Genomic DNA, 26,749 nt, shown 5'->3' with positions numbered 1-26,749 from the left:
AATTATATATTATTTTTTAAATTTTAGATAGCTTTTTTTACAATTTTTCAATTAAATATTTGAAAAATTTTATATTTGAATAAAAAGAAATGTGTGGATAACCCGCTAGAAGACTATTTTTTCTATATCCGCAAACCCAATTTCTTCCATCATTTTTTTCTATTTTATAAAATTTTTCTTTTTCATTATCTACAGAAATTTCTGAATAATGAAATTCGTGTCCTTTTGTATGAATTCCATTTTCAGTTTTTATATTTATGTAACCAAACCTTCCGATATTCAGCCTATTTTTCATAGAAATTTCCACATCTATAATTCCACAGAAATTCCCGCTATTTCCGTCTAGCAAATTCAGCTTGTTGGTTAAATAAATAAATCCGCCACATTCTCCATAGATTTTTACTCCGTTTTCATAAGCCTGTCTTATGCTTTCCTTCATAGAAACATTTTCAGACAATTCTTTCCAGTAAAGTTCGGGATAACCTCCGCCAAAATAAATCATATCAAGATTTTCTGGTATTTTTTCATCTTTTACAGGACTAAATTCTACTATTTCTAATCCCGAAAATCTCATCAGTTCCAGATTTGACTCATAGTAAAATGAAAATGCACCATCTTTAGCGACTCCAACACGTTTCCCTTTATATTTATTCTTTAAGTCCATTATTGGCTCAAAACTGTCCATACTGCTTTTTGTTTCAAATTCTTCTGCTATTTCGTAAATTTTTTCTAAATCTAAGCAATTTTGTGCAATTTCCTTAAACAGCTGTTTTTTTTCCTCAAGTTCTTTTGAGCCTTTCAATTCAAAAGCCTGTTTTAATCCCAGATGTCTACTTTCCACCGATAATTTCTCATTTTTCGGCAAATATCCTACGCATTCTATTCCCGTAAATCTTTCTACCGCTTCCTTTAAGTTTAAATATAGTTTCTCAGAAGAAACATTGTTTAAGATAATTCCCTTTACTTTAACATTTTCATCAAATAATTTGAATCCTAAAACTTCAGCAGCTATACTTGTGGAAATTCCTTTTGCATTAACCACTAGAATTACTGGAATATCAAGAATTCTTGATACGTGAGCTGTGCTAAAATTATCCTTTTCATGCCCAATTCCGTCATAAAGTCCCATAACTCCCTCGACTATAGCGATATTGCTCCCTTTTGCTCCTGTTTCAAATATATGTCTTAATGTTTTATCATCAAACATAAAAGCATCTAAATTACGAGATTTATTCCCTGTAAACAACTCATGATAACCAGGATCGATGTAGTCTGGACCAACCTTAAAAGGTGCCACATTTTCAAAAGCTGACATCAATATGCTGCTTACCGTAGTCTTTCCACTGCCGCTCATTGCTCCTGATATAAGTAATTTTTTCATAGCAAGTTTTTTTCCTCCAAAAATTTATAATAATCATTTTCATCAAGATTTTTATACTTGAGATAACTTTTTATTTTCAGTACATTTGGAATATTCAAATTTAATTTCTTCAAAAATTCAAAATCCTCAAAAACCTCGTCCCTGCTCCCTTGCCGTACAATTCTCCCTTTTTCAAGGACATAGATATAGTCAGCAAATTCATAGGCAAAATCTGTATCGTGCGTTGATACCACCATTGTTTTTCCTGCTTTGGAAAAATTATCTAGAATTTCTGATACTCTTTTTGTATTTTTAGAATCAAGCCATGCAGTTGGCTCATCTAGAATAAGAAGTTCTGGCTCCATTGCCGTAATTGCAGCTATTGAGACTCTTTTTTTCTGTCCATAGCTCAGATGATGACAAGGTCTATCTTTTAAATCTGTTATATTGATTTCTTTCATTGCCCTGTTTACATTTTTTTCTACTTCCTCTTTAGAATATCCAAGATTTTCAGGTCCGTAAGCTACTTCCTGAAATACTAAAGGTGCAAAAATCTGTATTTCAGGATCCTGAAAAATTATCCCGACTTTTTTTCTCAATTCTTCGAGATTTTTCTTTTTATGCTCTATTTTTTTCTCTTCAAAATAAATATTTCCCTTTTGTGCTTTCAAAAGTCCATTCATTATTAAAAATAATGTTGATTTTCCTGAGCCATTTTCCCCAAGAAATAATGTTTTTTTCCCTTTTTCAATATTCAAAGTCACATCTTTTAGAGCCTCTGTTTCTTCGTCGTATGAAAAAGTTATATTTTCAAGTCTAAGCATTGTATTTTACCACCAAATATAAATTTATTATAACTATTATTATTACGAATATTATTTCAAACCCAATTTTTTTATATTTTCTATGAGAAAAAATAAATTCCTTTCCCATTCTTGATTCCACAGCCTTTATAGAATTCAGATTATAGTAGTATGTTTTTTTTAATATAGCAACTACTAGCATTGGAAATGATTTCATCCCATTTTTAAAACTGCTGTATCCTAGTCTTACTTCCTGTGCATTATGTAATTTTTCCTTATTTTCAAATAATAAAAATATATATCTGTAAATTAGTAAAAACATTTCCCTAAATATTTTAGGAAATTTCAGCTTTGCAAATATATAGTCCAAATCTATAATTGGAGTAGAACAAATAAGGAAATAAACTACAGCTATCGAGGAAAATGAACGTAGCAAAAATGTCCATATATCCGCTTTTATAAACAGCAAGGAAATTACAGTTGTTAAAATAAATAAAGCCGGAATAAAGTTCAGCTTTAACAAGTCACCTATTTTCACTTTTACGACAAACAAAAGAAGTAAATTAAACAGTATAAAATTAAAAACAAATACTATTTTACTTCCAGTATAAAGTAAAAATACTAATGTCGTCATTGACAATATAAACTTTACTCCGGGGTTTATATTTTTTATGGGATTTGTGTAAGATACCTTATCTATTAGCATTTTTTCTTTCACCTTTGAAATAGCCTAATACATACCCTACAATTCCTGCACCTAATGCCGCCTGTAATGCAAACAGCAGACTTTCAGTTTCATCTCCTGGTAATTCTATTAAATTTTTAGCCCATGGCTCATAATCAGGTTTTATAGTTTTTATTACTTCTTCTCCCTTGTCATCAGATCCGCCAAATTCAGATTTTACGAGAAATAAAGGAATAACACCTATTAAAATTATTGCAATTATTAAAATAATATTCTTTTTAAATACACTTTTGTTTTTATTTTCCGACATTAAGCTTCCACCTCTTTTACGTTATATTTTTCAAGTATATTCATCACCACGTTTGTAAGTAGCCCTTCGATAACTGCAAGAGGAACCTGAGTTACTGCAAATACCGCTCCAAATTTGATAAATGAAGCAACTACTCCACCTTGTGGAGATGGATATGCAAGTGCAAGCTGAATTGATGTTACCACATAAGTCGCAAGATCTCCTAACGCCGCTGCCAAAAATACCGCTAACGCCTTATTCTTTTTCTCAAATCCTTTATACACTAAATATGATACAATTGGTCCTGCAATTGCCATTGAAACAGCGTTTGCTCCCAAAGTTGTAAATCCTCCGTGTGCAAGCAATCCTGCTTGAAATATTAATACGATTGTTCCAAGAATGGAAGTTACAAAAGGTCCGTATAATATAGCAGATAGCCCTACTCCTGTAGGATGTGACGAACTTCCTGTAACTGATGGAATTTTTAGTGCAGACAATACAAATATAAACGCACCCGCTAATGCAAGCGTCATTTTTTCCCGTACGCTCCCTTTAGAAACAGATTGAAGCTTCTTTATTCCTATTATCCAGAACGGAATACAAACCGCAAACCATACTATAACCCAATTTAGTGGTAAAAAACCTTCCATAATGTGCATTGAATAACCATTTACGCCTATTAACAGCATACTGGTTAAAACCAAAAACAATAATGTTCTCTTTTTCATTTTCTCTCCTTCTCTAAATTTAATTTTAACCTTCGGCAAGTTCCAAAAAAAAATCAGCCAAAGCTGAAGCCAATACACGTCAAAACTTCCACAACAATAACTATATCACCATCGTATAGTACGCTTATGGAACAAATCACCATTGATTTATTTTTACATTGATGTATATTAAATCTTCCCTTCCCAGAAAATTTTATATAAAAAATTATTAGGCAAGTCTCCTGACTAACTTCATCCTACTCGTACCCTTCCCAAAATATCCAAGATATCTCAGTGGTTTTGTATACTTTCGTCAGCTTCACAGTAGTGGGGGCTGTATCGGATTCTAACCGATTTCCTTATTAAGTTTGTAAAAACACCTATAATTTCTCTATTATTAGTATACTCTATTTTTTATATTTGTCAAGCTTAGTATAAAAATATTTTATAAACAAGATAAACATTATAACAAAATATACTGAGTATCTACTAATACTTCAAATTAGCTTTATTTTAGTTTACTATCTTTATATGTTTTTTTATTTTTGTAAGTTTCCTTTCTATCTGAAATTTCTATAATTAATATTAGTAAAACTTTACCCTTTATTTCAGCTACAATTCTATAGGAACCTATCCTGTATCTCCATAATCCTTTTAAGTTTCCTGTTAATGCTTTTCCTCTTTGTTTTGGATTTTGTGTATCTATTAAATTATCTGAAATCCATTTTTTTATAAGCTTAGCTATGGCTTTGTTTGATTTGATCAATTTTTTTAAATCCTTTTCTGCAGATTCAGTAAATTTAACTTCGTAAAATCTTTTTTCCATTATAATCCTAGCCTTTTGAAAACTTCTTCAGCAGAAGCAGTTTTTTCAGATTTTGAATTTTTCCATCTTTTCAATATTCTTTTTTCATCTTCTTCAGTTATTTCATCGTATATTTTATCTAAAATTAAATTCCGAACAAAAGATGACATATTAAGGTTATTTATGCTCGCATATTCCTTTAAAAATTCCAAATCCTCTTTCTCCATCCTTAACGATAATGTTGGCATTTTTTATCCCTCCAATTGTAATATTTATATTACAATAGTATCACTCGTTATTTTATTTGTCAATATATAAAATAATCACTGTCTTTTACAACTATTATTCAAATTTATTAAGTTAAAAGATAATTTTCAATTTTTCAAGATTTTTTATTACTTTTTACCACATATAATTGCTGTAATTTCATTATAATCTTGATTATTTATCTCATCACTTTCTTTATATTCCAGCTCTGAAATTTCATAAAATTCTTTAACATCATTTAGAAAAAAAACATCTTTTAAATCAAATTCTAAAAAAATATCTCCCAATGCCTGAAAATGTATTGCCATACTTCCTGATGGAAAATAGCAAGCACAAGTTATCATAGTATACCCTCTTTCTTTATCAAAGTTATCAAAAATTTTTCCTCCATGTATTGCATTTACTTTTTTATTGACATCTATGCCTATACTATATGTGTTCGATAACTTAAGTTTTTTATTTTCACAAAGAGTCAAGACCCCCTTGTTTCAGAATATTTGTTTTATTAAATTACAAGTACATATAGTTAGTTGTCGAACAGGTCTAATAATTAATTTTACAGCCTTGTTAAAAAAATTTGAATATAATTTTTAAGTGTTTAGATAAGGATTTTTATTTAAATTTCATAGATTATTAATAAATATTTTTCATAATCATACAATATATGTTATTCAAAAAAATAATAAAAAATAAAATTAAAAAGATAATATTAAATAGTCTAAATAACTGATTATTTATCATCTTTTTTGTATACTATCAAATTTTCATTTAGCATAATATTTTTTCCCATAACTTTGCATAAGTTCCAAAATAGGCAATAAATCTTTTCCTTTTTCTGAGAGGATATATTCTGTCTTTTTTGGGTAAACATTGTATTCCCGTTTTTCTATAAGTTTTTCTTTGATTAAATAGTTTAGATGCTTGATAATCATTTTTTCGTTGCTGCCTTTTATTTGATTTTTGAAATCTTTTGTTCTGACTTTTCCGTGTCTTAAAAGCCATAATATGATGACTGTCCATTTTTTTGATAATATTTTTTGAGTTAATTCCAGCGGACAAGTGTAAATTTTTTCTTCCATATAAATTTTCCTTTCAATGAAATTATTTGAAATTTTAAAAAACACCAAATAATCTTGATTTTACTACAATTCTTTTATTTTTTCTATATTTTTTTAGAAATTTTTATAAAATACCACACTCGAATTAGCAGTCCTCCTGTCCAGCCTATCGGTGCGGCAATCCAAATTCCGTTATAGCCTAACGATGTTTTGGAAAGCAAAATGGCTAGAGGCACTTGAAACATACAAAATGAAGTGATAGAGGCTATTAGTGGAACTAAGGATTTTCCGTAGCCTAGTAGCAATCCATTTAGTATTTGCATTGTGCAGAAAATTACGTAAAATGCTGAAATTATACGTAAATATTGATTTCCTATAAAAATCACTTCGGGATTTCGGTTAAATATTGAAATAAAGAATGCTGGAAAAATAAAAATAATAATTGAGATTATGATGGAAAATGAGATTCCTAAAATTAGGCTATCTTTTCCACCTTTAATTATTCTATCCATTTTTTTGGCTCCATAGTTTTGGGCTGTAAAAGTCATCAACGCCTGTCCTAAATTTATGGATGGCAATTCTGCAAAGGAGTCAATTCTGGAAGCAGAAATAAAAGCTGCAATACAGTCTGTTCCAAATCCATTTACAAGAATTTGAATAACAATAAATCCTAGGCTGATTAAAACTTGCTGTAACATTGCTGGCATTCCAATAATCAGTATTTCTTTTAAAATATTAAAATTTAAGTTGAAATAATGTTTTTGAAAAATTAAATTTGGATATTTAAATTTTATATAAAATAAGCAAAGAAAAAAAGAAACAAACTGTGAAATAACAGTTGCAATTGCCGCTCCTGCAACTCCAGAATTTAGTACTGCTACAAAAAATATATCTAGGATAATATTTAAAATCACTGCGGTAATTAAGATATAAGTCGGCGTTTTTGAATCACCTACGCCTTTTAGCGTATTTGTGAGGGAATTATAGCCAAAAGTTGGGACAACTCCAATAAAAATAATTTTTAAATAGATATTTGCCTCCAGTAACAATTTTTGCGGAACATTAATTAAAATTAAAATATTGTTTGACAGTAAAAAACCTAGTGTTGTAACAATAAGAGATAAAATTATGGAAAAGATAAATCCTGTATTTGCCGTGATTTTCAAATTGTCCATATCTTTTGCACCAAAATATTGGGAAATTAGAATGCTTGTCCCTAATGAAATTCCTATCGAAACAGCTATTATAAGTACATTAATCTGATAACTTGAGCCTACAGCCGCAAGGCTTTCCTTTCCTAAAAAATTTCCCACAATGATTGTGTCTGAAATATTGTAAATCTGCTGAAATAAATTTCCTATTAAAATTGGCAAAGAAAAATAAATTATTGTTTTCAGTTCATTTCCTTTTGTTAAGTCTTTCATCTTTATTTTTTCTCCTTGTTTTTATTTATCTGCCTGTTAATTGATATTTTAACATTTATTTCATTTGATATGAATAACATACTTTTTTGTGAGTATCTCAATAGATGTGTTCGATAACCTAAGTTTTTTTATTTTCACAAGGGGTCAAGACCCCTTGCTTTAGAATATTTGTTTTATTAAATTCTAAATATATATAGTTATCGAACAGGTCTACTGTATGCTGTTAATCCTGTTATTGTTAATAAAGAAGACTTTAAATAAAAATTTCTAGTTTGATGCCGATTTAACACTTCTTTTAAAGTTTCAGGTAATTGATTGTACGTGCTATCCGATAAATCTAAATTTGTAGTATGAGTCCCTATAATCATTTTATTATCTATAATAATTGGAACACTGCAAAAAGACTCAAATAAGTCTAATTCAAAATCATCAGGATTTCTGATTGTAATCGTAGTTTTATTTTCATTTTGACTATCTCCTATATTTTAATATTTTTTTTTATAAATCCAAGTTGCTCAAAATCCAATTTCTTCTTAAAAAAATTTCTCATATATTTTTAAATTTCCTCGTGTTACTGTGACACACTCAATCAAAAAATACTTGTCAAAAATATTTAATAATTCAATGAAACTTATTTAAACCAAACTCAAAAAAAGGCAGAAAATTTTTCCACCCTTTTTATTTTTTCTTATAATGAGAACCGCATTGCAAAAACCAGATTTCACCATTTTCTATTTTATAAACAATTCTATTTCCTTCATTAATTCTCCTGCTCCAGTAGCCAGATAGTTCATGCTTCAAGCCTTCAGGTTTTCCGATACCAGTATATCCATTTCTATCAATGTCTTTTATAAGTTCCAATATTTTTTTGAAAACTTTCTTATCATTTTTCTGCCAGAAAAGAAAATCTTCCCATGCTTCATCAGACCATCTTTTTACCATTACAGCACCTCGTGAACTGTTCCACCAGTTTTTTCAATTTGTTCCTTTGCTTTTAGAAGTCTTGTAATATTTTCTTCACTGTAGAAATAATCATCTTTTTCTGACAAGTCAATTTCCAGTTTTCTCTCTCTAACCAATTTTTTGGCTGCCATTGTAAAAAAAACAGGTAGTGTTATTCCCAATTCTTCGCATACATTTTCCAAATCAAATTTTAAATTATCGTCTAATTTAAATGCATAAGTTGTTTTACTCATTTTTATCACCCCTATACATAAATATATATAACTATTATAGCATAAAAATTATAAAAAATAAAACTTTTGTTATATAAACAACAGTAAAACTACTTAACTTCGACCATTTCTCCACGCACAGGAAAAATTGCGCTTAATAACGATTCGTATATGGATGTTTTGCTTTTTCAGAAATTTGTCCGCCTTCTATTACTTCTACTACATCTCCGTGGTACATTACTACAATTTCGTGTGCAAAAGATTCTATTAATGCTATGTCATGACATATAAAAATCATTGTTATGTTTTTTTCTTTTTGCAGCCTTACAAGAAGTTCCACTATGTTTTTTTGAATGGAAACATCAAGCGCGGAAGTTGCCTCGTCGCATATAAGTATCTCCGGCTCAAGCGAAATTGCTCTTTATCCTTCACGCTTCCTTTAGAGGCAGCCTGAAGTTTCTTTATCCCTATAATCCAGAACGGAATACAAACCGCAAACCATACTATAACCCAATTTAAAGGTAAAAAACCTTCCATAATGTGCATTGAATAACCATTTACACCTATTAACAGCATACTGATTAAAACTAAAAACAATAATATTCTCTTTTTCATTTTCTCTCCTTCTCTAAATTTAATTTAACCTTAGGCAAGTCTCCTGACTAACTTCATCCTACTTATACCCTTCCCAAAATATTTCAGTGGTTTTGTGTACTTTCGTCAGTTTCACAGTAGTGGGGGCTGTATCGGATTCTAACCGATTTCCTTATTAAGTTTGTAAAACACCTATAATTCTTTACTATTAGTACACTCTCTTTTTTATATTTGTCAAGATATATTTCCCCACAATTATATTTTTTTAAATTTAATATTATTACTTTAAGCTGTTTCGGTTCAATTTTAAACGTATTTTTAAATGTAATCATATCAACTTAAATATAATTTTAAAAAAATTTTTTCAAAGCTATTGACAAAATTAAAAATCATAGTATACTCAAAGTGAAAGTTAATTACAATGATGTAGAAAACTTTTTAAATAAAACATTATTAATTGTAAAATATGAATTATTAAATATAAAATGGTACAATAATATTTTGGAGCAAAGGAGCTTGAAAAATTATTTGATTTTTTAGTTCCTTTTTTATTTTTCACTAATTATAATTAATAGTTTATACATAATTTTAGATGAGGAGGTGAATTTAAAGTTAAATTATTTGTCAAATAAAAAATAATTTCAGGAGGAAAGATATGGCAACATTAAATGCGTTAGGAATGATAGAAACAAAAGGATTAGTAGCTGCAATAGAAGCAGCGGATGCAATGGTAAAAGCTGCGAATGTGACATTAATTGGGAAAGAACACGTAGGTGGAGGACTTGTAACAGTGCTTGTAAGAGGAGATGTAGGGGCTGTTAAGGCTGCAACTGATGCAGGGGCTGCTGCTGCTGAAAGAGTGGGAGAACTAGTTTCAATTCATGTAATTCCACGTCCACATTCAGAAGTTGAAACTATTTTACCAAGATAATTTTAAAAACAAAAAATAGTTATTATTAAAGAATTTGAAAATTAAAAAATTTTGGGAGGTAAGAGCTATGGCAACATTAAATGCACTAGGAATGATAGAAACTAAAGGATTAGTAGCTGCAATAGAAGCAGCTGATGCGATGGTAAAAGCTGCGAATGTGACATTGATTGGAAAAGAACACGTAGGTGGAGGACTTGTAACAGTGCTTGTAAGAGGAGATGTAGGAGCTGTTAAGGCTGCAACTGATGCAGGGGCTGCTGCTGCTGAAAGAGTAGGAGAACTGATTTCAATTCATGTAATTCCGCGTCCACATTCAGAAGTTGAAACAATATTGCCTAGATAGAAAAAATTTTAGAAAGGATTTGTCAAATGGAAGAAGAAAAAAAACAGAGAATGATACAGGAATATGTGCCCGGTAGGCAATTGACACTGGCTCATATAATTGCAAATCCTCAAAGAGATTTATCAAAAAAAATAGGGCTTCATGAAAACAAGGTAAATGCCATCGGAATTTTAACAATCACTCCAGGAGAAGCGGCAATAATTGCGGCAGATTTGGCTACAAAGAGTGCTGAAGTGGAGATAGGATTTGTCGATAGATTTACTGGGTCTGTTGTTATTAGTGGAGATGTTGGAAGTATAGAAGCTGCTGTAAATGAAGTAGTTTCATACTTTCAAAATGTACTAAGATTTAGTATAACTCAAATAACGAGGTCATAAAATTGAAAAAAATACTTTTAATTGGAAAGTCCATGTGTGGTAAAACAACATTGACTCAAAGAATACATGGATTGGACATAGAATATGAAAAAACTCAAATGCTTACATATTCAAATGATATACTTGACACTCCCGGTGAATATATGGAAAATAGAATGCTTTACAAAGCATTAATTGTAAGTTCCTATGACTGTGATGTTGTAGGAATGGTGCAAGCCTGCGATGAAGAGCGTAATATATTTCCCCCAAACTTTGCAACAGCCTTTTCAAAGCCTGTAATTGGAATTGTAACCAAAACTGATTTAGGTGGAAATCCTGAAAAAGCAAAAGAAATATTGGAAATGGCGGGAGCGGAAAAAGTTTTTATTGTAAGTGCTTATGAAAATAAAGGAATTGAGGAACTTGTCAAATATCTGGAAGAAGATTCCGAGAGTTAGAAGGTGATAAATAGATGGATTCATACGGATACGTAGAAACACTAGGTCTTGTAACTGCAATAGAAGCAGCGGATGCCGCATTGAAAGCCGCTAATGTAACTCTTATGAACTGCTATTATGTAAAAGGCGGAATTGTAACGATTGAAGTAGCAGGAGATGTGTCGGCTGTAACAGCAGCAGTTGATGCCGCTACGGAAAGTGCAAAAAGACTTGGTAATTTCCTGAGCAGTAATGTTATCGCAAGAATTGATTCGGAAACAAAAAAAATCTTGATAAGTGATTTAGGAAATAAGGAGAAAAAACAAAAAATTGAAAACAAATCAGTTGTTAAAGATACAACTATTGAGAAAAAAGCAACGGAAAAAATTTCAACCGAAGAAATAACAGAAGAAATAATAAATGAAAGTAAAAATGAAAATTTTGACGAAGAACAAAATAAAGAAATAAATGAAAAAGTTACAGAGATAGCTGAAGTTTATGAAAAAGTTGAAAATCCAGCTGAAAAATTAGATCAAAATAATGATATTCAGGAAAAAATAGAAGTTTTCGAAATAGAAGTTGAAAAAGAAGATGATGAAGCAGAAAAATTAAAAAAGCAATATCAGGGTATGAAAGTAATTGATTTAAAAAAAATGGTAAATAGCTGCAAATTAGGCTACACTTGGAATCAAATAAAAACAATGCCTAAGAAAAAACTGATAGAAATTTTGATAAAAAATAATAAGGAGGAAGCACAATGGCAACATTAAATGCGTTAGGAATGATAGAAACTAAAGGATTAGTAGCGGCAATAGAAGCTGCAGATGCGATGGTAAAAGCAGCCAATGTAACATTGATTGGGAAAGAGCATGTTGGTGGCGGATTAGTGACAGTATTGGTAAGAGGAGATGTGGGAGCGGTGAAAGCTGCAACTGATGCGGGAGCTGCTGCTGCAGAAAGAGTAGGAGAATTGATTTCAATTCATGTAATTCCAAGACCTCATACTGAAATTGAAGCTATATTGCCTAAAGCAAAAACAGTTGAAGAAGCTGTAACAGAATAGGAATAACTAAAACAGTAGTTATTTACAGAAAGGAAAGATTATGGATAAAGATTTGCAATCGATACAGGAAGTAAGAGATTTGCTTGCTGCTGCGAGTAAAGCTTTTGAAGAATACAGCCAATTTTCTCAAAGCCAGATTGATGAAATAGTTAAGGAAATCTGTGAAGAAGCTCAAAAACACGAAGTAGAACTGGCAAAATTGGCTAATGAAGAAACAGGATTTGGACGTTGGGAAGATAAGGTGCTAAAAAATAGACTAGCGTCAGTAGGTGTTTATGAAACTATAAAAGATTTAAAAACAAGAGGAATCATTAACGACGATAAAGAAAAAAGAATAACAGAAATAGGGGTTCCAATGGGAATAATCGCAGCATTAATTCCTTCTACAAACCCTACGTCTACAACAATATACAAAATAATGATTTCATTAAAAGCAGGAAATGCGGTAATTGTAAGTCCGCATCCAAATGCGAAAGACTCTATATTAAAAACCGCAGAATATTTAATAAGAGCTGCTGAAAGAAAAGGTGCTCCAAAAGGATTAATTGGAGTTATAAAAACACCTACATTACAAGCTACACAAGAGCTTATGAAACATAAAAAGACTTCATTGATTTTGGCAACAGGTGGAGAAGCAATGGTAAAGGCTGCTTACAGTTCTGGAACACCTGCTATAGGAGTAGGACCTGGAAATGGACCTTCATTTATTGAAAGAAGTGCAGACATTAGAAAAGCAGTTAAAAGAATAATAGACAGTAAAACTTTTGACAATGGAGTAATTTGTGCGTCAGAACAGTCAATTGTTACAGAAGAAGTAATAAAACATCAAGTTGCAGATGAACTGAAACGACAAGGCGCATATTTCTTGAACAAGGATGAAAGAGAAAAAGTTGGAAAAATTCTAATGAGAGCCAACAACACAATGAATCCAAAAATAGTAGGAAAAACAGCCTTATATGTAGCTGCAATGGCGGGAATAACAGTTCCTGTAACTACAAAAGTTCTAATTTCTGAAGAAACAGAAGTTTCACACTTCAATCCTTATTCAAGGGAAAAATTGTGTCCAGTACTAGGATTTTATACAGAAGAAACTTGGGAAAAAGCATGTGAAAAATGTATAGAAATTCTTCAAAACGAAGGAATCGGGCATACAATGTCAATGCACACAAACAACGAAAATATCATAAGAGAATTTTCATTGAAAAAACCAGTTTCAAGATTGCTTGTAAACACACCTGCGGCACTTGGAGGAGTAGGAGCTACGACAAATCTTATACCTGCATTCACATTAGGATGTGGAACAGTTGGAGGAAGTGCAACTTCTGACAATATAGGACCTCTAAATCTAATAAATATTAGAAGAGTAGCTTATGGGACAAAAGAGCTGGAAGAATTGAAAAATGAAGGTGTTTGTACTTGTGCATGTGAATTAAATACTGACACTAGTAATTCAAAAGTTAGCGAAAATGATATAGAAAGTATCATAAGACAAGTATTGGATGGAATTTATAAAAAATAGATAGGGTGTGATAAAAAATGCCTGTTATAACAGAAGGAATGCTTAGAAAATTAGAAAAGGAAGGGCATCTTGAAAAAGTACGAATAACTGAAAAAGACATCCTTACACCATCAGCCAGAGAATATTTAAATGTGAAAAAAATTGATTATCGAATTAAAAAATCTCAGGAAAAAGCTATAGAGAAAAAAGAAAACGATGAAAAAAAATCTGAAGTTTCTCAAGTCAAGAAATCTGAAGAAAAAATTTCTCCAAAAAGACAATACAGAGATTATTTTACAGGAGCAATTTACGACAAAAAACCTGAATATATGACTCAGCTTTTTGGAGACAATCTAGTTGTAAAAAATCATAAGAGAATTATTTTAAGAGGAAAATTTGATATTTTACAGGCTGAAATAATAAAATATTGGAAAAAATATGAAAAAAATAAAAAGCTGGAAAGTGATTTTGCACAGACATACAGATTTGTAAGAGATTTATTCATAAGTGAAATGACAGATATGGAATTTCAGGAAAGGAATGTTCTAGGATACGATATAGATACATTAAAAGACATAACTCATAATACAGTAAAATATTTTAAGACGGGGCATTTGTTTGAAATAAATATAGATTATGATGAATCAGTTATAGATTTAAATTATCTGAGAGCTCTTTCAAGGGAATGTGAGCTTGCTGCGGTGGAAGCTTTTTACAAGGAAGGAAAAGTGGAAAGGCTGGATATGCTGAAAGCATTGAACCGTTTGAGCAGTATATTGTACTTGATGATGCTAAAAGCAAATAATGGAGATTATAAATAATCTCAAATTTCGGGAGATGCTATGGACAGAAATGAATTGGAGAGAATAATAAGAGAAAAATTACAGGAAATTCTAGGTGCAGAAAAGGATGATACCTTTATGGTTGAGGCTTCAGGGCGTCATGTACATCTTACGAAGGAGCATGTGGAAGCACTTTTTGGAAAAGGTTATGAACTTACTCCAGCAAAGGATTTATCACAGCCAGGACAATTTGCGGCAAAGGAAAGAGTCAGAGTGATTGGTCCAAAAGGAGAATTTTCCAATGTTGTAGTATTAGGACCTTGCAGAAGTTTTTCGCAAGTGGAATTATCGCTTACTGACTGCCGTCAAATAGGAGTCAAGGGAGTGATAAGGGAAAGTGGAAAAATTGAAGGAACGCCGGGAATACTGCTAGGTGTAGGAGATAAATATGTACAGCTGGATAAAGGTGTTATTGTTGCCAAAAGACATATTCATATGACAAATGAAGATGCAAAAAGACTTTCTGTAAAAGACGGCGAAACTGTAAAAGTGAAAATTCACAGTGACAGGCCGTTAATATTTGATGATGTTTTAATAAGAGTAAGGGACAGTTTTAGACTGAGCATGCACATAGACTTTGATGAAGCCAATTCCTGCGGGTATACTTCAGGAATGACTGGAAGTATTGAAAAATAAGGCGTTGTAAGGAGATAAAATGGATACTCAGAAATTGATAGAAGTGCTTGCAAGGGAAGTGTTAAAGGAAATTGCCAAAAGAGAAAATCAAAAATTATCTGAAAATAACGAGATTATTTCTAAAAAATCAGTAGTAACAGCTTTTTTGGGAAATGATGAAGTTTTGAAGGATGAATTGAAAAAAGAAGCATCATTTATGGAAAACATAAAATTAGACAGCACTTGGGAAGAAATCGGACAATGTGAAAATAAAAAAAGACTTGTAGTGTCAACTCTTGGGATAAATGAGCTGATTGAGCTTTCACAAGGGAGAAAAAGTGTTATAACGGAATTTCTTTTTAACGATGGGGAAGTTGTACTTGTGGAAGAAGGGCTGGAATATAAAAAATATACCAAACCTGCTGCATTAATCAATCTTTATGACGGGTATCTTGATAAAGTCAGGGAATTTGGAATAAAGGTTGTAAAAAGAACGGAAGTTAAAAATGTTTTTTGTACGAAAGAAAAAGTTTATTTGAAAGGCTTGGTAACAGAAAGAAGGCTCAGAAAGCTGAAATTAAAAAATCAGACGCTTGAAGTTGATGCAAAATCTAAAATAACTTCCCTTGCGATGGATTATATAAAAGAAAATAGTATTGAATTATGCTATGAAAGAAGGCAATAATATGTTAATTGGAAAAGTTGTGGATAATGTCTGGGCAACAAGGAAGGATGAAAAACTGAAAGGACTAAAACTAATGGTAGTTGAAGTGGAAGGGACAGATGAAGGACGTGGAAGCAGAAAAATGGTGGCAGCAGATTACATTGGTGCTGGACAAGACGACAAAGTGATAATTGTTACAGGAAGTTCTGCAAGACATATATTCGATGCTGAAACCCCAGTAGATGCGACTATCGTAGGAATAATAGACAGTTTGGAATCGGAAAAGGAGTAAAAAAATGAGAAAAAGATTGATTACGGTAAAAAATCTTTTTGAATATGTTCAAGAAAATGAACTTGTGATTCAAGCTGATATGATTATTACTCCAGGAGCAAAGGACATAATAAGGGATAAGGGAATTGGAGTAAAATATGAAAAATGTTGCTGTGAATCAGAAAGTAAAATGAAAAATGAAATAAAAAAAGACTGTCAGAATTTTGAGAAAAAAGTTATTGACATAATTACAAAAGAATTTAAAATAACGGATTCTGAAACAGTCCAAAAAATATTATCCAAATTAAAAGAATTACTATAAAAAGAAAGGAAGTGGAGTCAATGGGGTTATTTCAAATAAAACCGGATATTCATTATGGCGCTAATTCTTTGGATATATTAAGAACACTGGAAATGGAAAAAGTATTTTTAGTTACAGATGAAAATATGGTAAAACTGAAAGTCATAAATAAAGTGACAAATATCTTAAAATCGCGAGGAATAGAAGCCAAAGTATATTCGGATGTGAAGCCTGATCCCACTGATGAGGAAATTATAAAGGGAATGCTGGAATTAAGTGCACATGATCCCGACTGCATAATAGCACTTGGAGGAGGTTCACCAATAGATGCCTGCAAATCAATGATTTATTTTACAAATCAGATAAAAAGGGCAATGGGACAAAATAAAAAGCCAAAATTCATTGCTATTCCAACAACGAGCGGAACAGGTTCAGAAGTGACATCTTATGCAGTTGTTACAACGAAAGATAAAAAAATACCGCTAAGCGATAGCGAAATGCTGCCCGATATAGCAATCTTAAATCCAGAATTTATAAAAACTCTTTCACCATCAATAATTGCGGACACAGGAATGGATGTTTTGACACATGCTATAGAAGCATATGTTTCAAAATCTAGAAACTTATTTACAAATACATTTGCCATTGGAGCGATAAAGACAGTATTTGCTGACTTGGTAAGTAATTTTGAAAATCCGCAACTGGAAAAAGAAAGAATTAATTTACAGATTGCCTCTTGTATGGCGGGAGTTGCATTTAGTAATGCAGGATTGGGAATAAATCACAGCATAGCACATTCTCTGGGAGCAAGATTTCATAAACCGCATGGAAGATTAAATGCTGTAATCATGTCAGAAGTTATACAATTTAATGCACGAAATAAAAATGCGGCAAAATATTACAGGGAAATTGTGGAAGCGTTAGGATTTTCTCCTAAAGAAGATGTAGAAGGTGTGGAGATACTGGCAAAGGCTATTAAAATGAGAGCAGCTAAAATGGGAATACCAAACAGTTTAAGTGAACTTGGAATCCCGAAAGAACAATATTTTGATGAAATGGAAGGCATAATTGATCAAATAGAAAATGATATGTGTACAGGAGAAAATCCACGAAGATTTAGCAGAATTGAAATGAAGCAGTTATTGACAGATTTATATTAAATTTTAGGAAAAGAGAAAAAGATGAGAAAAATAATAGTTGTAGACGATGAACCGATAACAAGAATGGATATTTGCGAGATACTTAGGGAAGCAAATTACGATGTAGTTGCTGAGGCAGGAGATGGATTTGATGCAATAGAACAAAGCAGAAAATATAAACCAGATTTTGTAATAATGGATATTAAAATGCCTATACTGGACGGACTGAAAGCAGCGAAAGTAATAACAAAGGAGAAATTGTCTAGAGGTGTTGTTTTACTTACAGCCTATTCCAGTAAGGATTTTATAGAAGAAGCTAAAAATATAGGAATAATAGGATATATTGTAAAGCCTATTGATGAAAAATCTTTTATTCCAAATCTTGAAATTATATTTAACAAGCAAGAAGAATTCGAGGAACTGGAAAAAAAATATTTAAAAACGAGTCAAAAACTGGAAGACAGAAAAAAAATAGATATTGCCAAGAGTATTCTGATGAAAACAAGAGATTTTACGGAAAAGGAGGCATACGAGTATATAAGGACGCTTAGCATGAATAAAAGATGCGATATGGGAAAAATATCTGATATTATAATTTTATCTGGAGATGAAAATGCTTAGAACGATATGTAAACAATATACAAACCTTTCAAATAAAGATATTGAAAAGCTGGAAAAAATATGTGAAGGGCTGCCTGTTATGAGCAAGCTGCTAAAGGCGGACGTATTTATTGACTGTATGACGGAAAATAGGGATACGGCGATTGTGGTTGCTGAAGCAAATCCAAGAAAAGGATCAAGTTACACCCAAAGCGTTGTAGGGAAATTTGCTTATAGAAAAAATGAGCCAGCAGTATTAAGAACACTAGAAACTGGACATCCGTCAAGAGATTATAAAGCATTAACGCAAGAAAATAAAAGCGTTACACAAAATGTAGTGCCTATAAGAAGTGATAGAACAAATGGAGAAGTGATAGCCGTTCTTATAGTTGAGGAAGGCATGAATGAAGAAAATATCAATAAGGAGCTAAGTTTTTTAAACAATGCAACTGATGACATTCTTATGAGTTCCGTTGGAATGCTGCGGGAGCGAAAAATAATTGACTACATTAATGATGGAATTATAATTTTTAATGAAGAAGGCGTGTGCATATATGCTAATTCTAGAGCGAAATATGTGTACAGGAAGATAGGCTATAAGGATTTTTTCCTTGGAGAAAAGTTTGACAATATTGTAATTGACAATGTTGAATTTGAAGATGTGCTAAGTGGACAAGTCAAAGAAAAATCCGATATAAATATCTCAAATATGGTTTTAAGTCTGGAATATATCTTGGTAAAGGAAACAAAAAATGTTAAAAATGTAGTTTTGTTTATTAAGGACATTACCGAAATTAAAATCAAGGAAAAAGAACTTGTCTTAAAATCAGTTGTAATCAAGGAAATACATCATAGAGTGAAAAATAATTTGCAGACAATAGCAAGTTTGCTTAGGATACAGGCAAGAAAAACAGAGGATAAAGCTGTAAAGGCTGCATTTAGCGATAGTATTAACAGGATTTTGAGTATTTCGGTAACTCACGAGCTGCTTGCTCAAAATGGACTTGATGAGCTGAAAATAAAGGAAGTCATAAATAAAATTCTGAAAAATTCGGTGAGAGAAAATCTGGAAGGGCATCTGAAATTGAAAATAGATGTAATAGGAGATAACTTTGAAATTAATTCAGATAAGGCTACAACTATTGCCCTTATAGTGAATGAACTTGTGGAAAATTGTATAAAGCATGCTTTTAAGAAGCGGGACAAAGGACATATAACAATTAAAGTGAAAAGAGGAGAGATGAAATCCCATATTTCCATAAGTGATGATGGAATTGGAATGGATGAAAAGGACTTTGAAAAAGGAAGCATTGGACTACGAATAGTAAAAAGTCTTGTAAAGGAAAAACTTTATGGAAATCTGGATATAAAAACTGGAAAAAAAGGAACTGAAATAAGTTTTGGATTTGAAAATTGATTTGTGAGTATTTAAATATCAATGAAGACAAAGGGGTCTAGCATAATGATAGAAGAAATATTAAGTGTGGGAATAGATATTGGAACTTCTACTACGCAGCTTATTTTCTCAAAAATTTATATAGAAAACAGAGGAACTGCATTTACAGCGCCTCAGCTTAAAATAATAGGAAAAGAAGTTGTATATAGAAGCGAAATTTATATTACTCCATTAGAAAATGAAACAAAAATAGACGCAAAAAAAGTTAAGGAAATAATAGAATCTGAATACAGAAAAGCCAATATACAATACAAGGATGTTTCGACAGGAGCTGTAATAATAACAGGAGATACTGCAAGAAAGGAAAATGCGAAGGAAGTACTGCAAATTCTTAGTGGAATGGCAGGAGATTTCGTCGTTGCAACAGCAGGACCTGATTTGGAAAGCATTATTGCTGGAAAAGGTTCGGGAGCTTATGGATATTCCGAACAGAAAAATACAAGTATCGTAAACTTTGACATCGGAGGAGGAACTACAAACATTGTAGTTTTCAATAGAGGGGAAGTGGAAGATACCACTTGTCTTGACATCGGAGGAAGACTTATAAAATTTGATGAAAACGGGAATACACGTTATATTTTCAAAAAAATGTATGATATTGCTGATGATGTAAATATAAAATTGGAATTAGGCAGAAAAATAAACGAGCAGGATTTGAGAAAAATAACGAGAAGAATGGCACAGCTTGTTCTTGAAAGTATTGAACTTTTGCCAAAAACAGATTTGTACCATAAAATAGTAACATATAAAGATTTCAGAAAACATAATAACAACATTGAGCATTATTCATTTACTGGAGGAGTTGCAGATTTTGTTTATGGAAAAACTGAAAAGGACTTGTACAAATATAACGATATAGGGGTAGTACTTGGAGAGGAACTGGTAAAAGTCCTAAAAGAGTTAAATATAGAGCCTCTAAAATTAAGTGAAACAATTGGAGCGACAGTAGTTGGTGCAGGAAGCCATACGACAGAAATAAGTGGAAGTACAATAACTTATACTGAAGGAATTTTTCCAATAAAAAATATTCCTGTATTGAAACTGTCAGAATCGGATGAAAGTTTGCCACATAATGAATTAGGAAAGGTTATTGAAGGGAAACTAAACTGGTTTAATTCTGAAAATGAAATTGAAAATGTAGCACTTGCCTTTAAAGGGAAACACAATATGGCATATACCGACATAATGGAGCTATCTTCGGTAATTTCAGATGTTATAAAAAGAAAACATAACAAAACTCATCCTGTAATCGTTATAGTTGAAAACGATATGGCAAAAGTATTGGGACAATGTATGAAACTTGCGCTTGATGGTTACGATATAATTTGCATAGACAGTGTAAAAGTGAGAGATGGAGATTATATTGACATAGGGGCGCCACTAGGAAATGGAAATGTATTGCCTGTTGTAATAAAAACATTGGTATTCAGTTATTAAATAAAAAATTTAGAGAGGTGGCATGTAACAATGGTATTAAAAACTAAATTATTTGGACATACGTATGAATTTAAATCTGTAAAAGATGTGCAAAATAAAGCAAGTGAATTTAGATCAGGAGATGAACTTGCTGGAGTAAGTGCAAGCACAGCGGAAGAAAGAGTTGCCGCAAAAGCTGTACTGGCTGAATTAACATTGAGAGATTTGAGAAATAATCCTGCAGTACCTTATGAAGAAGATGAAGTTACAAGAATTATACAGGATGCTGTAAATGAAAAAATTTATGGAGAAATAAAAAACTGGACTGTAAGTGAATTAAGAGAATGGATTTTAGACTCTCATACAAGTGGTGACGACATAAAGAGAATTAGTAAAGGTCTTACAAGTGAAATGGTAGCAGCAGTTGCTAAACTTATGAGTAACATGGATCTTATTCAAGGAGCAAGCAAAATAAGAATTAAAAAATTCTGTAATACTGAAATAGGTGGAGATGGAATACTTGCAACAAGATTGCAGCCTAATCACACAACTGATGATCCAGATGGAATTATGCTTTCTACGTATGAGGGGCTTAGCTTTGGGCAAGGAGACGCATTGTTAGGGTTAAACCCAGTTGATGACAGTGTTGACAGTGTTATGAGAGTATTGCACAGATTTCATGAAATAAAAACTAAATGGGAAATTCCTACACAAATATGTGTATTGGCTCATGTAACTACACAAATGGAAGCAGTTAGAAGAGGAGCGCCTACAGACTTGATTTTCCAAAGTATTGCAGGATCTGAAAAAGGAAATGAAGCATTTGGTATAACTGGAGATATGATTCAGGAAGCAAGAGAATTGGCATTAAAACATGGAACAGCAACAGGACCTAACGTAATGTACTTTGAAACAGGACAAGGTTCAGAATTATCATCAGATGCACACCATGGATGCGATCAGGTTACAATGGAAGCAAGATGTTACGGATTTGCGAAAAAATTTGATCCATTTATTGTAAATACGGTTGTTGGATTTATTGGACCAGAATATCTTTATAACAGCAAACAAGTAATAAGAGCTGGACTTGAAGATCATTTTATGGGTAAACTTACAGGAATTTCAATGGGAGTTGACGCTTGCTACACTAACCATATGAAAGCGGATCAAAATGATATTGAAAACTTGAAAATATTATTGACAGTTGCTGGATGTAACTACTTTATGGCTATTCCTGCGGGAGACGACATCATGCTTAACTATCAAACATCTTCTTATCACGATGATGCTACATTAAGAGACATATGTAACAGAAGACCTATAAAACCTTTTGAACAATGGTTAGAAAAAATGGGAATAATGAAAGATGGAAAACTTACAGATAGAGCCGGAGATGCTTCAATTTTCTTAAAATAGGGAGGAAAAATCAATGTTATCAGAAAGAGAACTAAAAGACGTAATTGAAAAAATAATAAGCGAAATAAAAATAGAGGAAACGCCAGCAAAAGAAACACCTGTCACAGTTATGGAAGAAAAAACACCAGTTGTCAGCACAAGTTCCACTTATGACCAAGATGAAAACCCACGTGAAAATCCACACATTGTAAATGGAGAAGTAAGGGATATCGGAAAAATAAATGTAAAAGAGCAGATGCTTGTGGATAATCCTGAAGACAGGGAAGAATATATGAAATTAAAACAAAAAACATCTGCAAGGCTAGGAATCGGAAGAGCTGGAACAAGAATGAGAACGGAAGTTTTGTTAAGATTGAGAGCAGATCACGCTGCTGCACAAGATGCTGTATTTAATGACGTTCCTACAGAATTTCTAGATGAACTTGGATTATTTGAAATTACTACTGAATGTGAAAGCAGAGACCAATATATTACACGTCCTGACTTGGGTAGAAAAATTTCGCAAGAAGGAATAAAAATCATAGAAGAAAAATGTAAAAAAAATCCAACAGTGCAAATAGTAGTGTCAGATGGACTAAGTTCAACTGCGATTGAAGCGAATGCTAAAAATATAATACCTGCAATGTTAAATGGGCTTAAAGGATATGGAATTGATACTGGTACGCCGTTCTTTATCAAATATGGAAGAGTTGGAGCGGGAGATCATGTTGGAGAAATCTTGAACGCTGAAGTTGTGTGCATATTAATCGGAGAACGTCCGGGACTTACAACTGCAGAAAGTATGAGTGCCTACATTACTTACAAGGCTCGTCCAGGAATTTCTGAAGCAAAAAGAACAGTTGTGTCAAATATTCATAAGGATGGAACTCCATCAGCAGAAGCAGGGGCACACGTTGCAACATTAATCAAGAAAATAATTGACGCAAAAGCAAGTGGACAAGATTTGAAATTATAAAAAATAATTTAAATAGTTGAAATTTAAGAATAAAAATAAAATTAATATTTTTAGGAGGAAAAATGAAAGGCGATAGATTAAAAGCTAATGTATTAGCTGTGAGATTAATTCCGAATGTAGATAGTGATATGGCTAAAGAATTAGGATTGCCAAACGAACATAGAAGTATAGGGATTTTGACGGCAGATTGTGATGATGTTACATATACTGCTTTGGATGAAGCTACAAAAAAAGCCGTTGTGGATGTAGCTTATGGAAAATCATTCTACGGTGGAGCTGCAAATGCGAATACAAAACTGGCTGGAGAAGTAATAGGAATTTTATCAGGACCTACTCCTGCTGAAGTAAAAAGCGGACTTGCCGCAGCAGTTGATTTTATTGAAAATGAAGCAGCGTTTATAAGTGCAAATGATGATGACAGCATCGCATATTTTGCACATTGCATATCAAGAACAGGAACTTATTTGTCAAAAACTGCAGGAATTCCAGAAGGTGAATCTTTGGCTTACTTAATAGCACCGCCATTAGAAGCAATGTATGCTCTGGATGTCGCATTAAAAGCTGCTGATGTGAGATTGGTTGCATTTTATGGACCGCCTTCAGAAACAAACTTTGGTGGAGGACTTTTGACAGGAAGCCAATCTGCATGTAAAGCTGCTTGTGATGCGTTCGCTGAAGCTGTAAAATTTGTAGCAGATAATCCATTAAATTATTAATGAGTAAATCATCATTATATAAAATAGAATTGCCTTGTAAATTTTTAACATTATTTCCATTAAATAAATAATTATTTTGATTAGGCAATTCTATATTTTTCTAAAATATTTGTGAAAAACCTTATAGTTAAATATAAATTTTATTTGCAATTTTTTACAATCAAATAAAAAATATTTTATAGGAATTAACAAAAATATAACATAATTTTGAGTATTTTCACTTAAAATAGAAAATTTGAGTGAAAATTTGGGAGGAATGTAAAATGGGAATAGATAAAATAATAATTATTATTATGACTATTTTTATGGCAATTGGTGGAATAGATAAGATATTTGGAAATAAACTGGGATATGGTGAAAAATTTGAAGAAGGAATAATGGCTATGGGTTCACTTGCGGTTGCCATGGTCGGGATTATTTCTTTAGCACCAGTTTTAAAAAATCTTTTGACACCAATAGTAGGACCAATTTATTCAGCATTAGGAGCAGATCCGGCTATGTTTGCAACAACACTTCTTGCAAATGATATGGGAGGAGCTCCACTTGCATTAGAAATGGCTAAAAATCCAGAAGCTGGAAGATTAGCGGCATTTATATTAGGTTCGATGATGGGACCAACTATCGTGTTTACAATACCAGTAGCATTAGGAATTATTGAAAAAGATGACAAGCCATTTTTGGCAAAAGGAATTTTAGCTGGAATTACTACAATACCGTTAGGAGTACTTGCAGGTGGATTAGTGTCTGGATTCCCGATAGGATTGATTTTAGTGAATTTGATACCAATAATAATTGTTGCTACATTAATTATTTTAGGTTTAATTTTTATGCCTGAAAAAATGACAAAAGGATTTGAAGTTTTTGGTCAAGCTGTGGTAATTATAATTACAATAGGGTTAGTGGCTGCAATTATTCAAAAATTAACAGGTTTTGTTGTAATTCCAGGGATGAAATCAATTGATGTAGGATTGGAAACAGTTGGAGGAATTGCAATAGTTTTAGCTGGAGCATATCCATTGGTACATTTTATTACAAAAGTATTTGGAAAACCACTTGAAGTATTAGGAAAAGGACTTGGAATGAATGAAGTTGGTGCGGCTGGATTAGTTGCAACTTTGGCTAATAATATTCCAATGTTTGGAATTTTAAAAGATATGGATGCGAATGGAAAAGTTATGAATATTGCTTTTGCAGTAAGTGCGGCATTCGTCTTTGGAGACCATTTAGGATTTACAGCTGGATTTGAAGGTGGAAAGTATACTCAAATGATTTTCCCAATGATAGTTGGAAAATTAGTGGCAGGAGTAACAGCGATAGTTGTAGCAAAAGTATTATTCTGCAAAAAAGAATCTGCAAAATAAAAATATAAAATAATATTATCCAAGAAGAGAAAAGATGAAATTTAATGTGAAAAAATTAATTGGATTATTGGTATTTTTACTTATGGCATTAGTGTTATCAGCTGCCAATTTAGACGAATTAAGGTGGGTTCCCAAAAATAGGGAAGCCTTATCAAAACTTATAGATGAAAACAAGAATAAAGGAAACTATGTTGTTTTTGACTGGGATTATACATCAATTTATCAAGATACTCAAGAAAATCTGTTTAGATACCAAATAGATAATTTGAAATTTGAAATGACACCTGCTGCCTTTTCAAAGGCAATTAGAAAAGATATTCCATTAGATAATTTTGACAAGGAATATTCAAATGTGAAGGGGCAAGCTATTAATATTACAAAAATAGCAAATGATTTAGATAAAAGATATACTTTCCTTTATAATAATTATATAAAAGATAAAAAAATGTCTTTGAAAAAAATAAAAGCTACAGAAGAATTTAAAGACTTTAGAGGGAAATTGGCATTTCTTTATGAAGCAATAGGTGGAAGTTTTTCTCATGATATTGCTTATCCATGGGTTCTTTACTTGTTTGATAATATGACTGTAGAAGAAGTGCAAAAATTGGCAAAAGAAGCTAATGATTTTGGAATAGGAAATAAACTTGGGAAATATGTTCTTGAATCAAGTGACAAGTTAACAGGTGAAGCTGGAAAAGTAAAATACGAATATAAGAGTGGATTAAGAACTCAGCCTGAAACAGCTAATTTATTTCATGAATTTGAAAAAAATGGTATAAAAGTGTATATAGTTTAGGCTTCTCTTGAAGATATAGTAAAAGTTTTCGCAAGTGACAAATCTTATGGATATAATTTAAGTCCTGACAGCGTTTACGGAATGCGTCTTGAAATGAATGGAAATAAATATAGAGCTGAATACAAACATGGTTATCCACAAACACAAACTAAAGGAAAAGTTGAAGTAATAAACAAATACTTAAAACCAAAACATGGTGGAAAAGATCCTATTTTAGTTGCAGGTGACAGTATAGGAGATGCTAACATGCTTTCTGAATATAAAGGTACAAAAATTTTACTTCTTATGAAAAGAAAAGGAAAACTTGACGACTTAGCAAAAGATCCAAGAGCATTAATTCAAATAAGAAGTGAACAAACAGGATTATTCGTTCCTGAAAATTAATATAGTAATTTGGGAGGAAAAA

Annotated in this window: 33 protein-coding genes, 2 pseudogenes and 2 riboswitches; of the genes and pseudogenes, 21 read left to right on the top strand and 14 right to left on the bottom strand. The window is 31.9% G+C overall.

Annotation, left to right across the window (positions count from 1 at the left end):
* Positions 1–37: 37 nt before the first annotated feature.
* The 14 genes and pseudogenes from LEBU_RS00470 to LEBU_RS00405 all read right to left on the bottom strand — a co-directional run bounded on the left by LEBU_RS00470 (position 38) and on the right by LEBU_RS00405 (position 9,110).
* A complete protein-coding gene (locus LEBU_RS00470; protein WP_012806220.1) occupies positions 38–1,381 on the bottom strand; it encodes a cobyrinic acid a,c-diamide synthase CobB in 1,344 nt (447 codons plus the stop codon).
* Complete coding sequence (locus tag LEBU_RS00465; RefSeq protein ID WP_012806219.1) at positions 1,378–2,184, bottom strand: energy-coupling factor ABC transporter ATP-binding protein; 807 nt, start codon at positions 2,182–2,184, stop codon at positions 1,378–1,380. The genes LEBU_RS00470 and LEBU_RS00465 overlap by 4 nt, the downstream gene beginning before the upstream one ends.
* Complete coding sequence (locus tag LEBU_RS00460) at positions 2,177–2,869, bottom strand: CbiQ family ECF transporter T component (RefSeq protein WP_012806218.1); 693 nt, start codon at positions 2,867–2,869, stop codon at positions 2,177–2,179. Before LEBU_RS00460 ends, LEBU_RS00465 begins: the two co-directional genes overlap by 8 nt.
* On the bottom strand, positions 2,856–3,158 hold the full coding sequence (locus LEBU_RS00455; RefSeq protein WP_012806217.1) for an energy-coupling factor ABC transporter substrate-binding protein: 303 nt from the start codon (positions 3,156–3,158) through the stop codon (positions 2,856–2,858). Before LEBU_RS00455 ends, LEBU_RS00460 begins: the two co-directional genes overlap by 14 nt.
* Positions 3,158–3,865: an energy-coupling factor ABC transporter permease gene (locus LEBU_RS00450; RefSeq protein ID WP_012806216.1), complete on the bottom strand. Its 708-nt coding sequence runs from the start codon at positions 3,863–3,865 to the stop codon at positions 3,158–3,160. Before LEBU_RS00450 ends, LEBU_RS00455 begins: the two co-directional genes overlap by 1 nt.
* A 194-nt stretch (positions 3,866–4,059) precedes the next feature.
* Positions 4,060–4,243: riboswitch (cobalamin riboswitch) on the bottom strand.
* A gap of 109 nt (positions 4,244–4,352) precedes the next feature.
* Complete coding sequence (locus LEBU_RS00445; RefSeq protein ID WP_012806215.1) at positions 4,353–4,670, bottom strand: type II toxin-antitoxin system RelE family toxin; 318 nt, start codon at positions 4,668–4,670, stop codon at positions 4,353–4,355.
* The gene (gene relB, locus LEBU_RS00440) at positions 4,670–4,897 is read right to left on the bottom strand and encodes a type II toxin-antitoxin system RelB family antitoxin (protein WP_012806214.1); all 228 of its coding nucleotides are present in this window, start codon (positions 4,895–4,897) and stop codon (positions 4,670–4,672) included. Before relB ends, LEBU_RS00445 begins: the two co-directional genes overlap by 1 nt.
* A gap of 147 nt (positions 4,898–5,044) precedes the next feature.
* Positions 5,045–5,392: a hypothetical protein gene (locus tag LEBU_RS11935; protein WP_012806213.1), complete on the bottom strand. Its 348-nt coding sequence runs from the start codon at positions 5,390–5,392 to the stop codon at positions 5,045–5,047.
* Between the two features lie 288 nt (positions 5,393–5,680).
* Entirely contained in the window at positions 5,681–5,995 is a 315-nt protein-coding gene (locus LEBU_RS00430) for a winged helix-turn-helix transcriptional regulator (protein ID WP_012806212.1), read from the bottom strand.
* A gap of 83 nt (positions 5,996–6,078) precedes the next feature.
* Positions 6,079–7,398, bottom strand: coding sequence for an MATE family efflux transporter (locus tag LEBU_RS00425; RefSeq protein ID WP_012806211.1), 1,320 nt, complete (start codon positions 7,396–7,398; stop codon positions 6,079–6,081).
* Between the two features lie 678 nt (positions 7,399–8,076).
* Positions 8,077–8,340 (bottom strand): Txe/YoeB family addiction module toxin, encoded by a 264-nt coding sequence (locus tag LEBU_RS00420; RefSeq protein ID WP_012806210.1) that lies wholly within the window; start codon positions 8,338–8,340, stop codon positions 8,077–8,079.
* Positions 8,340–8,594 (bottom strand): type II toxin-antitoxin system RelB/DinJ family antitoxin, encoded by a 255-nt coding sequence (locus tag LEBU_RS00415; RefSeq protein WP_012806209.1) that lies wholly within the window; start codon positions 8,592–8,594, stop codon positions 8,340–8,342. The genes LEBU_RS00420 and LEBU_RS00415 overlap by 1 nt, the downstream gene beginning before the upstream one ends.
* An 89-nt stretch (positions 8,595–8,683) precedes the next feature.
* Positions 8,684–8,994: pseudogene (locus LEBU_RS00410) on the bottom strand (ABC transporter ATP-binding protein); the annotation flags it as partial.
* On the bottom strand, positions 8,913–9,110 hold the full coding sequence (locus LEBU_RS00405) for a hypothetical protein (RefSeq protein WP_420805369.1): 198 nt from the start codon (positions 9,108–9,110) through the stop codon (positions 8,913–8,915). The gene LEBU_RS00405 and the pseudogene LEBU_RS00410, both read right to left, overlap by 82 nt.
* Before the next feature lie 94 nt (positions 9,111–9,204).
* Positions 9,205–9,378: riboswitch (cobalamin riboswitch) on the bottom strand.
* A gap of 444 nt (positions 9,379–9,822) precedes the next feature.
* On the opposite strand from LEBU_RS00405, the gene LEBU_RS00400 reads away from it, so the two are divergent.
* The 21 genes and pseudogenes from LEBU_RS00400 to LEBU_RS00300 all read left to right on the top strand — a co-directional run bounded on the left by LEBU_RS00400 (position 9,823) and on the right by LEBU_RS00300 (position 26,727).
* Positions 9,823–10,098, top strand: a complete 276-nt coding sequence (locus LEBU_RS00400; RefSeq protein WP_012806208.1) for a BMC domain-containing protein — start codon at positions 9,823–9,825, stop codon at positions 10,096–10,098.
* Positions 10,099–10,165: 67 nt separating this feature from the next.
* Complete coding sequence (locus LEBU_RS00395; RefSeq protein WP_012806207.1) at positions 10,166–10,441, top strand: BMC domain-containing protein; 276 nt, start codon at positions 10,166–10,168, stop codon at positions 10,439–10,441.
* A 26-nt stretch (positions 10,442–10,467) separates the two neighbouring features.
* A complete protein-coding gene (gene eutS, locus LEBU_RS00390; RefSeq protein ID WP_012806206.1) occupies positions 10,468–10,818 on the top strand; it encodes an ethanolamine utilization microcompartment protein EutS in 351 nt (116 codons plus the stop codon).
* A 2-nt stretch (positions 10,819–10,820) separates the two neighbouring features.
* Positions 10,821–11,255, top strand: coding sequence for a EutP/PduV family microcompartment system protein (locus LEBU_RS00385; protein WP_012806205.1), 435 nt, complete (start codon positions 10,821–10,823; stop codon positions 11,253–11,255).
* A gap of 14 nt (positions 11,256–11,269) precedes the next feature.
* Positions 11,270–12,004: a BMC domain-containing protein gene (locus LEBU_RS00380; RefSeq protein WP_012806204.1), complete on the top strand. Its 735-nt coding sequence runs from the start codon at positions 11,270–11,272 to the stop codon at positions 12,002–12,004.
* A complete protein-coding gene (locus LEBU_RS00375; RefSeq protein ID WP_012806203.1) occupies positions 11,992–12,297 on the top strand; it encodes a BMC domain-containing protein in 306 nt (101 codons plus the stop codon). The genes LEBU_RS00380 and LEBU_RS00375 overlap by 13 nt, the downstream gene beginning before the upstream one ends.
* Before the next feature lie 40 nt (positions 12,298–12,337).
* On the top strand, positions 12,338–13,816 hold the full coding sequence (locus LEBU_RS00370; RefSeq protein WP_012806202.1) for an acetaldehyde dehydrogenase (acetylating): 1,479 nt from the start codon (positions 12,338–12,340) through the stop codon (positions 13,814–13,816).
* 17 nt (positions 13,817–13,833) lie between these two features.
* Positions 13,834–14,616, top strand: coding sequence for a cobalamin adenosyltransferase (locus LEBU_RS00365; protein WP_012806201.1), 783 nt, complete (start codon positions 13,834–13,836; stop codon positions 14,614–14,616).
* 21 nt (positions 14,617–14,637) lie between these two features.
* A complete protein-coding gene (gene eutD / locus LEBU_RS00360; protein WP_012806200.1) occupies positions 14,638–15,273 on the top strand; it encodes an ethanolamine utilization phosphate acetyltransferase EutD in 636 nt (211 codons plus the stop codon).
* A 19-nt stretch (positions 15,274–15,292) separates the two neighbouring features.
* Positions 15,293–15,937 (top strand): hypothetical protein, encoded by a 645-nt coding sequence (locus LEBU_RS00355; protein ID WP_012806199.1) that lies wholly within the window; start codon positions 15,293–15,295, stop codon positions 15,935–15,937.
* 1 nt (position 15,938) lies between these two features.
* Positions 15,939–16,208 (top strand): EutN/CcmL family microcompartment protein, encoded by a 270-nt coding sequence (locus LEBU_RS00350; protein WP_012806198.1) that lies wholly within the window; start codon positions 15,939–15,941, stop codon positions 16,206–16,208.
* Between the two features lie 4 nt (positions 16,209–16,212).
* Complete coding sequence (locus LEBU_RS00345; RefSeq protein WP_012806197.1) at positions 16,213–16,509, top strand: hypothetical protein; 297 nt, start codon at positions 16,213–16,215, stop codon at positions 16,507–16,509.
* A 20-nt stretch (positions 16,510–16,529) separates the two neighbouring features.
* Positions 16,530–17,648, top strand: a complete 1,119-nt coding sequence (locus tag LEBU_RS00340) for a 1-propanol dehydrogenase PduQ (protein ID WP_012806196.1) — start codon at positions 16,530–16,532, stop codon at positions 17,646–17,648.
* Between the two features lie 21 nt (positions 17,649–17,669).
* Entirely contained in the window at positions 17,670–18,248 is a 579-nt protein-coding gene (locus LEBU_RS00335; protein ID WP_012806195.1) for an ANTAR domain-containing response regulator, read from the top strand.
* A complete protein-coding gene (locus LEBU_RS00330; protein WP_012806194.1) occupies positions 18,241–19,644 on the top strand; it encodes a sensor histidine kinase in 1,404 nt (467 codons plus the stop codon). The genes LEBU_RS00335 and LEBU_RS00330 overlap by 8 nt, the downstream gene beginning before the upstream one ends.
* A gap of 45 nt (positions 19,645–19,689) precedes the next feature.
* Complete coding sequence (gene eutA, locus LEBU_RS00325) at positions 19,690–21,120, top strand: ethanolamine ammonia-lyase reactivating factor EutA (protein WP_012806193.1); 1,431 nt, start codon at positions 19,690–19,692, stop codon at positions 21,118–21,120.
* Positions 21,121–21,150: 30 nt separating this feature from the next.
* A complete protein-coding gene (locus LEBU_RS00320; protein WP_012806192.1) occupies positions 21,151–22,515 on the top strand; it encodes an ethanolamine ammonia-lyase subunit EutB in 1,365 nt (454 codons plus the stop codon).
* Between the two features lie 13 nt (positions 22,516–22,528).
* Entirely contained in the window at positions 22,529–23,470 is a 942-nt protein-coding gene (gene eutC, locus LEBU_RS00315; protein ID WP_012806191.1) for an ethanolamine ammonia-lyase subunit EutC, read from the top strand.
* Positions 23,471–23,532: 62 nt separating this feature from the next.
* On the top strand, positions 23,533–24,186 hold the full coding sequence (eutL, locus tag LEBU_RS00310; RefSeq protein ID WP_012806190.1) for an ethanolamine utilization microcompartment protein EutL: 654 nt from the start codon (positions 23,533–23,535) through the stop codon (positions 24,184–24,186).
* A 263-nt stretch (positions 24,187–24,449) separates the two neighbouring features.
* A complete protein-coding gene (gene eutH / locus LEBU_RS00305) occupies positions 24,450–25,547 on the top strand; it encodes an ethanolamine utilization protein EutH (protein WP_012806189.1) in 1,098 nt (365 codons plus the stop codon).
* Positions 25,548–25,629: 82 nt separating this feature from the next.
* Positions 25,630–26,727, top strand: a pseudogene (locus LEBU_RS00300) (HAD family hydrolase).
* The last annotated feature ends 22 nt before the right edge of the window (positions 26,728–26,749 follow it).

This window comes from Leptotrichia buccalis C-1013-b (genome assembly GCF_000023905.1).
GTDB lineage: Bacteria > Fusobacteriota > Fusobacteriia > Fusobacteriales > Leptotrichiaceae > Leptotrichia > Leptotrichia buccalis.
The sequence above is the reverse complement of the archived record's forward strand: the minus strand, read 5'-3'. Positions and strand labels throughout refer to the sequence as shown.